The 16,413-nt window shown below is 41.1% G+C and carries 11 protein-coding genes; 3 read left to right on the forward strand and 8 right to left on the reverse strand.

What is annotated here, in order from left to right; genetic code table 11:
• Positions 1-110: 110 nt before the first annotated feature.
• The 4 genes from ACWPWY_RS15640 to ACWPWY_RS15655 all read right to left on the reverse strand — a co-directional run bounded on the left by ACWPWY_RS15640 (position 111) and on the right by ACWPWY_RS15655 (position 6,096).
• Positions 111-1,706 (reverse strand): glycoside hydrolase family 68 protein, encoded by a 1,596-nt coding sequence (locus ACWPWY_RS15640; protein ID WP_454192496.1) that lies wholly within the window; start codon positions 1,704-1,706, stop codon positions 111-113.
• Between the two features lie 103 nt (positions 1,707-1,809).
• Positions 1,810-3,087 carry an ABC transporter substrate-binding protein gene (locus tag ACWPWY_RS15645; RefSeq protein ID WP_454192497.1) on the reverse strand — a complete coding sequence of 426 codons (1,278 nt, stop codon included), beginning with the start codon at positions 3,085-3,087 and terminating at the stop codon, positions 1,810-1,812.
• Between the two features lie 29 nt (positions 3,088-3,116).
• On the reverse strand, positions 3,117-4,313 hold the full coding sequence (locus ACWPWY_RS15650; protein ID WP_454192498.1) for a helix-turn-helix domain-containing protein: 1,197 nt from the start codon (positions 4,311-4,313) through the stop codon (positions 3,117-3,119).
• Positions 4,291-6,096, reverse strand: coding sequence for a cache domain-containing sensor histidine kinase (locus ACWPWY_RS15655; protein WP_454192499.1), 1,806 nt, complete (start codon positions 6,094-6,096; stop codon positions 4,291-4,293). The genes ACWPWY_RS15650 and ACWPWY_RS15655 overlap by 23 nt, the downstream gene beginning before the upstream one ends.
• Positions 6,097-6,502: 406 nt before the next feature.
• Here ACWPWY_RS15655 and guaD point away from each other — a divergent pair, with 406 nt between their 5' ends.
• Together guaD and ACWPWY_RS15665 are read left to right on the forward strand one after the other, a co-directional pair.
• The gene (guaD, locus tag ACWPWY_RS15660; RefSeq protein WP_454192500.1) at positions 6,503-7,867 is read left to right on the forward strand and encodes a guanine deaminase; all 1,365 of its coding nucleotides are present in this window, start codon (positions 6,503-6,505) and stop codon (positions 7,865-7,867) included.
• 74 nt (positions 7,868-7,941) lie between these two features.
• Positions 7,942-9,258 (forward strand): uracil-xanthine permease family protein, encoded by a 1,317-nt coding sequence (locus tag ACWPWY_RS15665; protein ID WP_454192902.1) that lies wholly within the window; start codon positions 7,942-7,944, stop codon positions 9,256-9,258.
• A gap of 55 nt (positions 9,259-9,313) precedes the next feature.
• On the opposite strand, the gene ACWPWY_RS15670 is transcribed toward ACWPWY_RS15665, so the two are convergent.
• The 4 genes from ACWPWY_RS15670 to ACWPWY_RS15685 all read right to left on the reverse strand — a co-directional run bounded on the left by ACWPWY_RS15670 (position 9,314) and on the right by ACWPWY_RS15685 (position 15,223).
• A complete protein-coding gene (locus ACWPWY_RS15670; RefSeq protein ID WP_454192501.1) occupies positions 9,314-10,864 on the reverse strand; it encodes an acetamidase/formamidase family protein in 1,551 nt (516 codons plus the stop codon).
• A gap of 298 nt (positions 10,865-11,162) precedes the next feature.
• Positions 11,163-11,780: a sugar O-acetyltransferase gene (locus tag ACWPWY_RS15675; protein WP_454192502.1), complete on the reverse strand. Its 618-nt coding sequence runs from the start codon at positions 11,778-11,780 to the stop codon at positions 11,163-11,165.
• Positions 11,781-12,007: 227 nt separating this feature from the next.
• A complete protein-coding gene (gene gnpA / locus ACWPWY_RS15680; protein WP_454192503.1) occupies positions 12,008-14,191 on the reverse strand; it encodes a 1,3-beta-galactosyl-N-acetylhexosamine phosphorylase in 2,184 nt (727 codons plus the stop codon).
• Positions 14,192-14,203: 12 nt separating this feature from the next.
• Positions 14,204-15,223 (reverse strand): glycoside hydrolase family 88/105 protein, encoded by a 1,020-nt coding sequence (locus ACWPWY_RS15685; RefSeq protein WP_454192504.1) that lies wholly within the window; start codon positions 15,221-15,223, stop codon positions 14,204-14,206.
• Positions 15,224-15,447: 224 nt separating this feature from the next.
• Between ACWPWY_RS15685 and ACWPWY_RS15690 the strand changes: the two genes are divergently transcribed.
• Positions 15,448-16,389 carry a helix-turn-helix domain-containing protein gene (locus ACWPWY_RS15690; protein ID WP_454192505.1) on the forward strand — a complete coding sequence of 314 codons (942 nt, stop codon included), beginning with the start codon at positions 15,448-15,450 and terminating at the stop codon, positions 16,387-16,389.
• Positions 16,390-16,413 lie beyond the last annotated feature (24 nt).

Raw genomic sequence — 16,413 nt, forward strand, 5'->3', positions numbered from 1 at the left:
TCCACTATATTCAAAATAGTTTCCCCATTTATACTCTGATATGATGCTGCTAAAGCTCATAGATAAAAAGAAAGTAAATGCGATATACAATCCGCATTTACTTCCATTACTTAGTTATCTCTTTTATTTGGTTTGTTTGAATTGTTTGAGTTACCATTTGAGTTACCATTTGAGTTACTGTTTGAGTTACTGTTTGAGTTATTATTTGGTTTGTTCGGTTTCACCGGTTTATTTGGATTATCCGTAGAAATCGTGACTTGACCCTGCTCTAGAATGCTGTCCTTCACAACGGAAGTCTTCGAATTCTTGATGTTAAGCAAGAAGCTTGGAGCAAAGGTAGAGTTATGTTCACCATAGTATCCTCTGTTCGTCATGTAACTTGTGACCACCACATTATCACCTTTTACTTGTGGAATTGCAAAGTGAGCATACGTCCAAGTGATGTCATTCGGATCTAGATCTTGATGCAGCACCAGTCCCGTACCGTTCAGTGGTTTATATGGTCCAGTTAATGAATTAGATACATATCCAAGCAGATAGATGTCTTCATCATCGATTCCATCAATGTACATCTTAGATCCTCTTGAACTTGTGAACAAATACCATTTACCTTTTAATTTAAATACATTCGGACGTTCAATTTCGTCTGTAACCGTATTGGAAGCGATTAGAGGCTTCAATTCTTTTTTGAATGTATAATCATCATTAAGTTCAATAATACCAAGTGCTCCATTTGCGATTTCTGCAAATGATCTTACCGGGCTTTCCAGCAATTTCTTTCTTTCTGCTTCAAAGAAAGCATCCGTTCCGCCGTAATAAGCTTTATTATTAAGAGATTCTGCCCCTTGATACCCCGTTTCTTTGCCTGTATTGGCTTCAAATACAAGATATTTACGGTTCTTATCTTCTACGTAGTGAGGATCTCTTAAGGTATGATTGTCGTTGTAGTCACCTTGGCTAAAACCAGTGGAATCAACGTTTTGGTACATGTCTCCATCTTTACCATCATAGATTGATTTCATATCTTCTACACCAGTGATCTCCAGTGTGTTTTCATTTGGGGCTGACACATTAACTTGAGCTGTAGTTAAAGTTTGCTTTCCGTAAAAATCATTAGCAGGGTCCCATGCTTGACGATTCGTATAGAACAAGCGAATTTCACCATCTGAAGTTAATGTTGCAGAACCAGACCATTCTTCGGCTTGATTGTTTAGAATCGTATCACCCGGTACTAGCTTGTCCGTATCTTTAAATACACGGCCGGCATTCTTCCAGCTGGAAAGAGAATTATCTCCTTGCTTTTTATAGAACATATAAATAAATGTATCGGAACCACGGTCAGGGTCGCCAGCTAAGCCAAAGACAATTTCATAGCCTTTATAGTTCGCTACAGTCCCATCTGCATTTTGCAGCGGCCAAGAGTCCCAAACATCCATTTCAATTTTATTGCCATTCTCATCATATTTCACTGCTGAAGGAATGTTCTGAATCGTAGACGCATCAAATTCAGGAACCTTAAATTGTTCACTATTTTGTTGCGCAGGTATTTTCAGCATATCCGCACGAGTGATATGGGAAAATCCGTACGTTTCTCCTGCATCCTTATGATTGTTTCCTTTGGCTAATGCCGAAGCCCCTCCGCTAACCAACAAAGAAGCGGACAAGGATAATACTACCGTTTGTTTCATCATCTTTTTAAAATTCATAACTGACTCCTCTTTTATAATTAACTTTAAACTCATTGTAATAAAAGCGGGTCATATTAAACATGTCTTACATTGATGCTTTTTGCGGCTTATATTGATTTGTCTATTTATTCGCATACTTTTCCCATGAAGATTGGAGCTCATCGAGCAGCTGATCTCCGCTTATCTGCTTCCGAACATAAGCTTGCATCGCGTATCCGAACTCATCCCTTGTCTGTTCCGGAAACTTAAACCAATTCCAGGACAAGGTTTTCTTATCCTCTACATAACGCGTTAGATCCTTCACGAGTGGTTCTGAGCGATCGGTTTCTATATTTTTAAATGCAGAAATATAATGGAATTGTTCTTTCATGAACTTTTTCCCCTGCTCCGAAGATACCATCCAGTTCAAAAACTTCTTGGCTTCTTTTTTCTCTTCAGTTGAAGACAGCTTATTTACAGCCCAGTTATTCGAGATTCCGATCGGCAGAGCATCATTTTTAGCATGATCATTAATCGACATAGGGATAAATCCTATATTTATATTTGGTGATATTTCCTTGATTTTAGACTCCACCCAGTTGCCCTGTTTCAACATCGCTGATTTACCTGTTGCAAACCGCTCCACCTCGGTATTATAATCAATCGTCTCATAATCCGGGTTACCATACTCCATGGTGAGGTCCAGCATTCGAATAACATCCTTGATCTCTTTATTCCCACGGATGGTTTCCGTCCCTTCATTTAAGGCTTGAATAAAAGCGTCGGGGTTGTCCTGCTGAGCAAAGGCAATATTGAGCATAAGTATAAAAAACCAATTATCTGCGTATCCAACGGTAAAAGGTGTTATCCCTTTTGCCTGTAATTTTTCAGCTGCCTTTTTTAATTCGGTAAACGTAGTAGGAAGGGTATCAATCTTGGCTTCAGCGAAAAGATCCTTATTGTAGATAAAACCGTAGCCTTCAAAATTGATCGGCATTCCATATATTTTCCCATCCATTGTCATCGGCTCAAGCGCCTTATCATAGGCTTGTTTCACCCAGGGCTGATCAGATAAATCCTCTAAATACCTTTTCCATGCCTTGGCTTCTTCGTAACCACCATTCGGAAAAATATCCGGACCTTCATCAGCAGCAAATCTCGCTCTCAATTCATCAAGATAGCTTGCACCGCCGCCGTAGGTTACAATTTCAAGTTTTACATTCGGATTTTCCTTTTCGTATACGTCTGCCATCTGCTCGAACTCGGTCGCAATTTCTACTTTGGGATTCAAGATCTCCAAAGTGATTGTCTTTTCTGCAACGAGAGGTTTTGCTTCTTTCTGTGAAACGATGTCCCTTCCACATGAAGAAAGAGACAGGGTAATAAACCCTGCCATAATTAGAATTCCTATTCGTTTCATGTTTCCTCCATTACTTCCGCTGTATATACTTATACATTCGCCATTCTGGCTTCGCCGTTTATCCTATTTTGCCGTTCTACATTTCGATATTCAATAGGTGTCTTACCTACGTGCTTTTTGAACAATTTAGAAAAATAGATTTCATCTTGATATCCAAGCTTCAGCGCAATCGAGTACATCTTCTCATCCGTTTCAATTAACCACTGTTTCGCTTGATTAATTCGTAACTGAATTACGTAACTCGAGAGCGTCATCCCTACCTTTTGCTTGAATCGCCGCGAGATATGCTCACGGCTTAGGAAAAATCGGGTTGATAGCTTATCTAAGCTTAAATCTTCCATGTAGTGTTCTTCTACAAAAGTAACGATATCTTGCATACGTCTTGCATCATCAAGATCTGCTAAACGGTGAATCGCCCTATAATTTTGTTCTGCCATAGACCACTGGGCTGATTGATAGGAGGATGCAATCTCTTTTAATGAACGAATGGAATACCCGCTGACCAAACGTACCGGAATATCAAACTGCTGTGTAATCCATTCTTCCACCTCAAAGAACTGACCCTCGGCCGATAGAATCACACTCACATGCGGATCATGCTGAAGGGTAAATGCATTCCCCAGTTTTCGAGCATTTAGTTCACGGCTCAGATGCTGTATGTAAGGTTCCGAGTGATGCGTTTGATAAAAATACAATAATGTAAGATCGTACGCATCCGCTTGCGGAAGAGAGGAAGCAATTGCATCCGAATCGAAACTTTCTCCGTTACAAGCGGAGGTAATCTCTCTATTCAACCGAAATGATTTTACCTCTTCATAGAAACCGGACTCCACATTGCGGCGTTCTTCCTCTTCCAGCTTCCAGGCATTTATCGCTCTTGTCAAAGCTTCATTCAACAACTGATCTTCGATTGGCTTCATTAAATAATCGATGCATCCATGCTGAAGCGCTTTTCGCATATAAGAGTAGTCATCAAATCCCGAAATCATGATTACTTTCCCCGGGTAGGAAATGGCACCCAACCATTCAATTAATTCAATCCCATTATTTTTAGGCATTTTGACGTCGGTTAGAATAATCTCTGGACACTCCAGATCAATAATCTGTTTCGCCTCGATACCGTTTTTGGCTTCAAATATTTCCGTGATTCCATGTTTCTCCCACTGTCCCAAGAAACGAATGATTTTTCTTACATTGTTTTCATCATCTACAATTAGAGCCTTCATGTCTTACTCCTCCTTCGTACTTACGTGGAATCACCAGCCGTACGGAGAATCCTTCTCCCTGCAAGTTGTCTACTGTGATTCCTGCTGACTGATCAAAATGAAGAATCAAGCGATCATGAATGTTTTTTAAACCGATATGTTCTAATGAATAGTTCTCTTCACTCGCGGCTGCATAAATGTTATTTTGTAATGATTTCAGTTCCTCCGCGGTCATACTGTTTCCGTTATTTTCAACGACTAAATGGATATACTCGCCTTGAATTTCGCCAGATATATGTAAGTAGGCTTGTTCATATCCCTTGTCATAGCAATGTTTAAAAAAGTTTTCAACGAGTGGCTGCAAAATCATACTTGGAACCGGCACATCAAGAATTTCTTCAGGAATGTCAAGTGAGTAGCTAAAGTCATTCTGAAATCGCTCCTCTTGAAGATGAAGATAGGCTTTAACATACTCTACTTCACTCTGAATCGTTGCTTTTTGATCGACTCGTATAGAGTAACGCATCATTTTAGATAAAGAGTTGATGAGCTGGTAGACCTTTGGTGAATCAGATAGAAGAGCAACCGTAGCAATAGATTGCAGTGCATTGAACAAAAAGTGCGGATTCACCTGAGACTTTAATGCCCGATGCTGGTTTTTCCTATTTTCTATCTCAAGTTTGTATTCCCGGTCAATATGACGATTAATTCGGTTCATCATATCTTTGATATTCCGCTCCAGGATGCCGATTTCATCCTCTCGTTTATCGTTAAACGGGGCATTCATATTTCCTGCCTCTATGCTCTGTACCTTTTGGCTAAGCAGTTTAATCGGACGTGTAACATAGTAGGAAATAACGGCTACCATAATCATACCAAGACCTCCCACAATGACACCAACGATGATGTTTGTGTAGGCTGTTGTTCTCACATTCTCAAATAATAATTCGCTTGAGGTGATTTTCGTAAAGTGCCAATCTTTAATCGGCCCTTGCAATGGGTTAGAAAAAACAATATCTCCATCAGAAACGGTTGCCTCTGTTGGAGAAGAATAGATGATATTCGCTAGTTCAGCCGAGACCATCTTGCCTGTCCAGTTATTATTACTTGTGTATATAATGTACCCCTCTGCATTTGACAGGAGGACCGTTTCATTTTTTGCAAGCACATGATTTGCGAGACTCGCGATCTGATCCAGATCCATATCTATTGTGATGATCCCGAGAAATTCATTCGTCAGGGTATCCATGATTTTATGGTGAATAGTAAGAACCACCGATTGATCAGATTCTGGCAAAATAGAGGTGTTATTATAGTTCACAATCGGATGAGGCGGTTCAATAACATAGTTCATCTCCGAATTCAGGAGCTTCTGGATCGAAGCTTGTTTCAATATGTCCGGGTCCCGCTTCCCTGAACTAAGCATCGCGTTATAGACAGAATAAGAAGTTTGCTCTGCTTCGATATAAAATCGAATCTGGCGAAACTCACTTCTCATCAGATAAAAATGAATCATATCTTTATTGATTTGACGCATACTGAGATAAGGAGAGTCTTCAAATCCTTCTTCAAAGAAGCGAAATAAATCCGGATTTCGATATAAAAGATAAGGGAGATTCAGAATATCATCAAAATATTGTGCTATATCCGTAGATGCTTGTTGCATCTGCTCTGTGCTATTCTCCAGTTCAAGCTGTTCCACGTTTTCCTTCGTCTGCCGGTAGATTAGCAGTACAGAAAGGAAGTAAGGAAGAATAATAAAAACAAGCAGCAAGATTAGTAAGCGATTCTGGATGCTTTTCAACAATACATACTCCTTTATATGAAGACATTTCCCAATGTCTGGTCGATTAAAATGGACAGTGTAACCAAATAAATACTTGCTGCACGCAGCAAGTATTTACAAAAGATTCTATTATTCACATAGCATATTCATATAGCCTGTTCATGCGAAACTTACCATATTTATTACTATGGTCTCCGGTTCGGACAAACTTTTGTTCTTCATTACCCATTTAAGAGGCAGATGAAACAACGCATCCTATTAAACGTTCACTAGATACGAAAATCAGCATTCACCTCGGCTAATGTAACCATTACTGCTCATAAGGCGAAAGCTTACAACTAGCCGCCTTTTATTATAGACTAATCATTTTCCACAGATTATAATAACAAAATACATCATAAAAACGAACATTAAGGCGGTAAGTATGAATAATTATATGCAAATATTTCAAGGTACTGCGTTTACCAGTAAGTCTCCCAAAGAAATTGAAATCCTAAAAGATTATCTTTTCTGTATTAATACAGATGGAATTATTGAAAAGATTGTTGCACCCACTGAACCAGAATATCAAACATTATTAGAGGCGTATCAAGGAAAACCTAATTTCCATTCACTAGATGAAGGACAATATTTCTTGCCTGGTTTCGTCGATCTGCATGTACATGCGCCGCAGTGGGCTCAGTCTGGAACGGCACTCGACATTCCACTCTATGATTGGTTACATACTTACACCTTTCCACTAGAGTCTAAATTCTCGGATCTCGATTTTGCCAAAGAAGTCTATGATGATGTGGTAAGCACCTTACTTGCCAATGGAACCACAACGGCTCTTTATTTTGCAACCGTGCATAAAGAAGCAAGTATATTGTTAGCTGAGATTTGTGCAAGTAAAGGTCAGCGTGGTCTCGTCGGAAAAGTAGTGATGGACGACCCAGAGGGCAATCCAGAAAACTATCGGGACGCGGATACGCAGACTGCTTTAGTAGATACGGAAGAATTTATTATCGCTGTACAGGAACTAGCCAAAACTACCAAACAAGGCGTTTATCCCGTAGTGACACCAAGATTCATTCCAAGCTGTACAGATGAAGGTTTACAAGGACTCGGAGAGCTCGCAGCTAAATATGATACCTATGTTCAGTCTCACTGCAGTGAAAGTGACTGGGCGCATAAATATGTACAAGATCGTTTTAATAAAAATGATGCTTTTGCCCTGAATGATTTTGGTTTGCTCCGTGATAAATCGGTAATGGCTCATTGCAATTTCCTCGATAACGATGATGCCCAATTATTCGCTGAGACCGGAACGGCCATAGCCCATTGTCCTGTATCCAATGCTTATTTTGCAAATAGCGTAATTCCCGTTAAAGAGTTCCACTCCAAGGGTGTTGAGATCGGACTCGGATCGGATATATCAGGCGGTTTCTCACCTAGCCTGTTCGATAACATTAGACAAACTGTCATCTCTTCTCGGATGCTGGAGGATGGTGTGAACCCTAACCTTCCTGCCGAAGATCGCGGTTTACCTAATTCCCGAATTACCGTTGATGAAGCGTTCTATCTCGCTACGGCTGGCGGCGGGGAAAGCTTAAGCTTACCAATCGGTCGTATTAAAGAAAACTATGTATGGGATGTACAAGTGATCGACACGAAGTTACCCACTGCTAAATTACCTATCTTTAACCAGAATGAAGACTTGCATGATGTTTTCCAAAAAATGATGTACCTTGTAAGGCCTGAACATATCCGTGAAGTCTGGGTACAAGGCGAGAAAGTTCATACACGGTAAGAACGAAAATAAATAGAAAATTCGGGGTGTGCATCAGATTGAATACACAGGTAGAGCATCAAGATAATACGGAAATGAGATCACAACATCTAACAGTCTTACCCGATGAGAAGGTACCTTTTTTAAAATCGACTTTCCTAGGTTTACAACATGTACTCGCTATGGATATCTATGTGGTGCCTTTCCTGATCGCGATTTTACTTGGATTACAATCCAATCAGTCGAGTGCTTTGATTCAATCTACTTTTATTGCTGCGGGGATCGGAACGATCGTACAATCTTACTTTTGTATGAAACTGCCTATGGCCCAGGGACCTTCTTATGTTCCACTTGCTGCTATCATCAGTATTTATGCGGCTAGCGGCGGCGGGGAATTAGGTTGGAGTTCCGTACTAGGTGCAAGTTTAGTCGGTTCCCTACTTGTAATCGGGTTAGGTTTTACCGGCGTTTATAATACGATTGTCAAAAACTTCATTCCGCCTGTCGTAGGCGGTACCATTATCTTTAATGTGGGTCTTTCCTTATTGCCTGTTGCTCTGCAAGATAATATCTATGAAGCTTCAGGTGCTACGATTCAGCAAAATGTACTACTAGCACTTACGACCGGCGCTGTACTTATGTTTTTTGTTATTCTCGGTTCTCTTTTAGGTAAGAAAGGTACTTTCTTCCGAATCACATCCGTACTTATGGCGTTAATCGCTGGATGTATTACAGCGAGTTTCATGGGAGTCCTAGATTTCTCAGCCGTAGCAAATGCCAAATGGTTCAGCATGCCGCAGATTCCTTTTAAAGATTTTGGGTTCTCGTTCAATCTCTCTGCTATTATTACGATGGTCATTGTTTATCTCGTACTGATGGCGGAAACAACAGGTACTTGGTTTGCCATCAGCAACGTAATTGATCGCCCGTTAACGGATAAAAATATTAACCGAGGTGTGATTGGCGAAGGAATCAGCTGTCTTGTTGCTTCCCTGCTCGGTTCGACTCCGGTTACCGGTTATTCCACAAATGCGGGTATTATTTCGATCACGGGTATTGCCAGTCGCCGTGTTTTTCTAGCGGTTGGAGGATGGTTCGTCCTCTTCGGTTGTCTCAGTAAACTTGCTGTTCTCATCTCTTCGATTCCATCTGCAGTCATCGGGGGCGTGTTCTCCATCATTTGCGGAATCATTGCCATCAACGGACTACAGGTAATGAAGAATCAAAGCATGGGTGAAAAAGAAATGTACATCATTGCGATTCCTATGATTTTCACATTAGCTTTAGTGCTTGTTCCAGATGAATTCTTATCTTCAATGCCTACTTTCGTGCAATATATCTTAGGCTCTCCTATTCTCGTTGCCTCGGTTGCCGCGATTGTACTCAATAAAATATTGCCAAGTGCAAAATAAATTGTAACGCCAAGTTGCCCCCATAGGATGTAGCTGATCCATTGGGGGCATTTTTTTATTCCGTCTTTGATAATTTTGCTTTATAGAAACTAACAAAATATTCACTAACTTGAGCCTGATTATCTATCGTTTCAATAGGGGCAATCAACTTTATCCTCTCTCCATTAAAATCGGCTGTCTTTTCCCCGATTGTTGCTGTAAGTGAGTTCCCATTATAGCGGATCGTAATCTTTCTTGCTGCTGGTTCCCATTCCACCACTGAACCAAATTGTTCAAAACTTGTGCGCAGCTGTACGAGTTTACGCTCTGATTCTCCAAATACTTTTTTCTGAATTACCGCATGAATGCCCCAGTTAGCATCCACGACTTGCGTTATACCAAAATCAGTGGACACGGACATAAAAGAGTACGCTTCATCTTCTGTTAAGTTCATTCCTTTCATCAGAAAAGCCTTCGTCTTAAGGGCAGCATCTTTCATCGCTTTGTCGATGGATGATTTATTATAAATATCCTGCTGAGCATTTTCCCCCAGCTCTTCTAAGTAGTTCGCATAGCTAAATCCATGGATTACCCATTCATTCTCATTCTCTAATAACGGAAAATTAAGATTGCTCAGCTTGTTATTCAGCGATGCTTTTTTATGTAAGATAATCTGAATATCGCCGGTTAATGAAGTTTCAATCGCTGTTCCATTCAGTTCTGAATCCCCTTGCCCCGCATGCGGGTCACCTATAGATAAGAGTGCTCCAGGAACAGAAACAGGATAGTACATGGTAGCCCCTTCTGTAACACGCCAATCATCAATATTACCACCGTAATAAGAGGGAGGAACGGAGTTCACAACATCTGCTTCTTTCGGTGCTACACTCATCGTTCCAAAATGAAGTCTTACCGGAATTTGAACATCTTTTAATACGTTATTGTTTCTTTCGATTGTATTAGGATCAACGATAAGTCCGGGATAATCCATCGTTGGATGTACCTTTCCATTCGGATCAGTTTGAGGTGTCCATTTATAACTGTACAACCCCTTTGCATAGTCTGTTCCCCCAGCAGAATCCATCTCATAAATCGTTATCACTTCACGCTTAATCGGTTCTTCGATCATCTCACCGTATAAGTATCCCCATCTCGAAGCAACATTGGCACCATAGGTTTTACCTGCATACTGTTCATTCCCGTTCGGACGCAGCTTCATATCAAGTATTTTCACTTCAAGCACATCTCCCGGTTCAGCTCCTTCTACTGCAATCGGTCCTGTCATAATATGTACACCCGGGCCACGATCGGCCACGTTCTGTTCCGTTTCGTTCCAGTGGTAGATGTCCTCTACTCCTTCATCCCCTTGAATCATTCGTTCATGGTCGTCCCCAGAATGATGGGTAATCGCCTCGACGGTAACTATATCTCCTGAGTTTACGGTAAGGACAGGCTCACCTATACCTATGTTACCCCAGCGGATATTGTCTGCATTTGCTGCGAGATAATGGGTTTTCGGCATACTACTCACTTCGTCTGTGTTAGCATTAATAACCCCATAATGCGGATTCACCAAAAGAAAAAAAGATAAAGCAACAAAAACTTTGCACACATTACGTTTTTTCATAATTCATCTCCCCCAACACTTAGTATATGTTACTTTATCTTACTTAATATGGGATTGATTATAGCAAATGGATTTTCAGTGAACAATATAAACTTTTTTATTAGACTGAATTCATTTTTTGATCAAATATTATTCGTTTGCTTTGTTCTAGGCATGGATCTTGTGATTAAGAGGAGGAAAGAAGAGTGTATGAGATTGTCTAAAATGTGGTTTGGGCGAAAGATTTCTAATCTAAAGACAACAAAAAAAAGTCGCCCTATTGGCGACTTCATTATTGCGCGTATGATCATCAAAGATTCTAAACGGTATCTTTTTTTATATTAATTCTTCTATCTTTATAATAGTACTCCTTGTCATGCTCATTAATTTCGCGAAGTACACGACAAGGATTCCCAACGGCAACCACGTTAGCTGGAATATCCTTGGTTACTACACTGCCTGCACCGATCACCGTATTATCACCAATCTTCACGCCTGGAAGAATCACAGCGCCCGCACCAATCCATACATTTTTCCCGATATGAACCGGTATGTTGAACTGTGTTACAGGCTCACGTAGCTCGGGCAAAACGGGATGACCTCCGGTAGCAACCGTCACATTTGGACCAAACATTGTATAATCCCCGACATAGATATGCGTATCATCTACCATCGTCAGATTAAAGTTAGCATACACATGGCTTCCAAAGTGTACATGCTTACCACCCCAATTCGCATGAAACGGAGGCTCAATATAGCAGTCTGCTCCAATTTCAGCAAACATTTCTTTCAAAAGCGCTTGGCGCTTTTCTCCTTCAGATGGACGGGTCGCGTTAAAATCATACAGCTTCTCCAGACACTTCAGTTGTTCATTCATCAGATCTTCATCGGTACAGCTATAAATTTCTCCTGAATGCATCGTTTCATATATATTCATATGATCACGCCTTTCTTGTTGATTATGTACTTTATACAAGCTTATCTTGAATAGCAGGATCATTACAACTTTTCCGGAAATCTTCTGAGTTGCGAATAGAGTGAAAATACCCACGATGAGTAAATTGCTAAAATAAAAACAATCTAACGATAAAGGATACACTTCTATGAGAAGTGCATCCCTATCGTTAGACATTGGATTAAAAATGGGTGTTACTAACCGATGACCTACTCGCTTATATGAATCGCCAATTCATCAATCGTTCTAATCATCGTGTCATACGGCTCTAACTCCATGGTTTGTTTTCCATATTCCGTATCAATGGTCGTTCTTTGAACTTGATCGCTGTTGTTAATCACAACTAATATTTTGCTTTCTGGATAGTAAGCACACTCTGTATAGAGGTTATCTGCAATATATTTCGTTTCATGTAACTCATCGCCGGCATAACGAATGATATTCAGCAGTAATCTTGTGTTTTCCAAGCTGAATTCAAAAGAAGGAAGGTAAATCCCTTTCCCTTTTCCAAAAGCATGCGTCGAGAGTGTTAATACTTCACTCGCTTTATCAACAACTGTAGCTGAACCATCAGTAAGATAGATGTTACTCTTTGGTGCTATGCTAGCTCCTTCAGGTACCAAACCATGCTCATCCTGAGCCTCATATGCCCATCTACCATGAGCTACCCTTGCGCCCGTATCCTCATCCAGACCGAGAACATGTGACATTCTGAAAAAGGTATCATACCCTTCTACTGCCGAAGGCTGATTAACTCCAATAAAGGTACCGCCTTCATACACCCACTTGGTCAGTAAGTCCACACACTTGTGGTCGTTCCAGTGCTCGCCTCCGCTCCAAGCTGAACCAGCAGACCCGGCATTAATGACTACATCACAGTCCTGCAATACGCCCTGGCGGATATCTTCAAAATCAATGAACTGAACTTCAATCGGCAGTCCCGATAAAGCTTCATTAATATGAATCAAATCATGCATATACGTTTCGTGGAAATGCCCTGACAATGTCCAGGATCTCAGCTTGCCCCAGCTATGCAGAACAGCTACTTTTGTCTTGATATGATACGGTTTTCCTTTATCGTGCAGCTCTTTAATCTCTCTGAATTCATTGGCAATCTTCTCGATATAATCACAAAAATCAGGGTATGGCTCTACCAGATGCAAGTATCCACCCAGTCCAATCCGGTCAATCGGCTCACGCAACAAAGCGCGCCGGATATTAATCCAATACTTTTTGGCATCAAGCGTAGGGTCCCCGCCTTCCATAAAGGTAGGAAGCCCGCCTAAACCAACCGGGAAAAGATAAGGATGCAGCCGTATCTCATGCGTATCTACTTTCACACCGGAACACAGCCTTGCTTCATAACCAGAGAATACACATTTAATCATCCCGTCAAAACCGAATTCCTGAAAGCGGTCATTGTAAGGCTCCATACCCACCCAGCTGTCATCATAAAAGACATACGCGAGCTTATCATGCTTATGCACAATATCAATTAATTTCTTCCCGAATTCGATGACAAAATCATTGATAAAGGCCATATAGTCCAGCTTCCGCTGCTCCGCCGGAATATGACTGACGCGATATTTCCCACCATTCACAAAATCTTCGGCCGTGAGCGAATAACCATATTTCTTTTCAAACAGATCCAGTGCTCTTGAACTTACTGTAAAATCATAGGATCCCCAGTCTGTGAACAGATGGCGATTGCGCTCATTACTGCCCCAGATCCAGGCGAAATTATAAAATAAAGAGGTGAAACGAACAACCGTTGTCTCCTTATGCTGTTCACACCAATCTTCCATCCACTCCAGCAGATATTTTTGCGTATCCGTATACATAGGATCGATCTGCATCAAATGTTCTTTGTCCCAATGATTCGTTGTGTGATTATACATGGAGATCTCTTCCCAGATCCGGTAGACCATGAAGCTTACTGTGTATTTATGCCAAGGAACAAGTCCGGTAATGACCACGTTTCCTGATTCTCTTTCGTAATTCCATTGTTCTCTAGGAACTTCTTCTCCGGTTGTTCGGTCATACACCTGCCAATACTTTAGCGCCTCTTTGGAGTCATTAACTCTGAATTGTTCGTCAAAGAAATCTTCCATTAGATAGATGGAGATATAGTCTTGTACAGCTACCTTCGGACCCGTAATTAAAAAACACTGCTGCAGCTTATCAAGATTCTCACTTGCCCATTCGTTATGATCTCTAATAATACAAATCGTAGAATAAATACCGTATCCCGCATTAATAATCTCATCGGATAATTTCGTACCGTCACTATCACGAATTACATCCGCACCCCACCGCTCTGCTAACTGCAGCGTGAGTGCCTCATAACCAGATTCACCTGGCAGAGTAAAGGATCCCGTTGTTTTTTTAGACAAGGTTGATTCCTCCTATGTAAGCATATCGGATAGAAAAGAGAGTGCGAGGCCTTGGCCCCAGCCTTGAATCCAGTCTTTTGGAATATTGCGATATCCTTCTCGGTCTTTCATCACTGCCGTACCGCCTGATACACCTAGTACTCTTCCATCTTCGGTAATATTACTCACGATGCCATCCAGTGCCTTTTGTACATATTTGGTATGCAGCGGATTGCCGTTATTGATCATAGCAGCCGCAATACCACAAGATGCAGATACTTCTTCATAGGAATCCTTGTCATCCAGTACCGTCCGCCACAAGCCGTTCTCTGTTTGAACAAGCTTCAGTGCCGCCAGTTGATCCCGAAGTGAACACTCTACATCCATGCACTGCGGGTACAAATACCAATCTTTCAAAAGCATTTTTACTTGTGACATGGTGTAGGCTCCCCAAGCATTGGCTCTCCCCCAGAAAAATCCGGACATGTGATCCTGATTGACATGATTGTAGCCATGGTACCAGAAACCGCTGCTAGGATCTTGGAGGTATTTGATATGCCAGTAATATTGATTTAGGGCATCCTGGATCATTTCTTCATCTTTTAATTTGGTTCCGACACGGAGCAGGAAAAATGCCGCCATAAACAAAGTATCCGCCCATGCCTGTTCCGGAAAATCATTATTAGCCGATACCGTATGCTGCAGAACATTGTCCCCGAACCTGAGCGCATGATTCTGGAGATAATCTACCTTGCTCATCACAATATCCCAATATTTCTGATCCCCTGTTTCCTCATACAATGTGATCAGCATATGACCCATAGCGCATGTGTTTACCGTCCAATGCGGCAGGCCGAGCTCTATATATTCATCTGCCCACTGAATCAGCATATTCAGATACTCTTTATTCCCTGTTGTTTGATAGGCTCTAGATACACCATAGTAAGCCACACCGCAAGGCCAGTCCCAAGTTAAGTCCATTGCCATTGTTTTTTTGACGACTTTGTCGATAATATTTACGATCTCTTCCCTGTCATAATTTAATTGAAGCATCTGTATTCTCCTCTCGTTCGTACACATCCGAAGTGGTGATTGAGAGCGATCCGATACTAATGGAAGCGCTTTAATAATTCTATTGTAAACCGCTTTGTGGGCTATATCTAAGCATATTCAAAGAAAAACAACGCATTTCCAACCATTTATATCATATATAAGGTTGAAATTGGTATTATTTTGACCTATACTGGGCAGAAATCAACAGAATGGGAGTATGGAGTATGCCCAGAAAAAAGAAACCCATCATTGAATACCGCCATTACAGCTTACCTATCCACTTCCCCATCTTACTGTTAAGCGGTGAACGCTGGAAGATTTCCGACATCAAAAGCGATCATCTTCATTTTCATAACCATTTGGAGATTGGTATTTGTCATTCAGATAGCGGCTTTATGGAGATCAAAGGAGAGTCTGTTCCTTTTCAAGCCGGTGATGTAACCTTTATTCCGAGGTATCTTCCTCATACAACGTATAGTTCACCAAAAGCAGCCAGTCGCTGGTCCTATCTCTTCTTTTCGCCGGAAGACCTCTTTCGACATTCATTTAAAGGAGCTTATCACCCCTTCGAACCGAACCTGAGGATGCTAAAGGGAATGCACTGCATATTGAACAAAGAGAACCATCCGAAGGTTTATACACTTGCGACGTCGGTCGTAGAAGAACTTAAACAGCAGAATACTTACTATGAGGAAAGTGCCTATGGCTTATTATTATCCTTATATATAGAACTCCTTAGAATTCACTCCATGAATATCCCCTTGGCAGATCAAGAATCCGAGCAAAGCTCAAAAGGTGATTTTGTCATTTCTCCGGTTTTGGAATATATCAAAAAAAATTATATGCAACCAATCACTATCGATTTTTTAGCCGATTTATGTCATTTAAGCTCCACTCATTTCCGAAGAAAGTTCCATGAAATGATGGGGACCTCTCCTCTCGATTTTCTAAACAGTACCCGGATTGAAGAAGCCTGCAAGCAGTTAAAACGTACGGATGATTCCATTCTTTCGATATCTGAGCAAGTCGGATTTCAATCCATATCCAGCTTTAATCGGTGTTTCTCCAAGCTTATGGGCGAGTCACCGAAGCAGTGGCGTAAAGGAGCTCAGTCGGAAGCACAATCCGCAAATGCGTCTATATTGGAGTTTACGGGATGGGTATAGTCATACGGTAAGTAGTAGATTAAG

Source organism: Paenibacillus sp. Marseille-Q7038, from assembly GCF_965111595.1.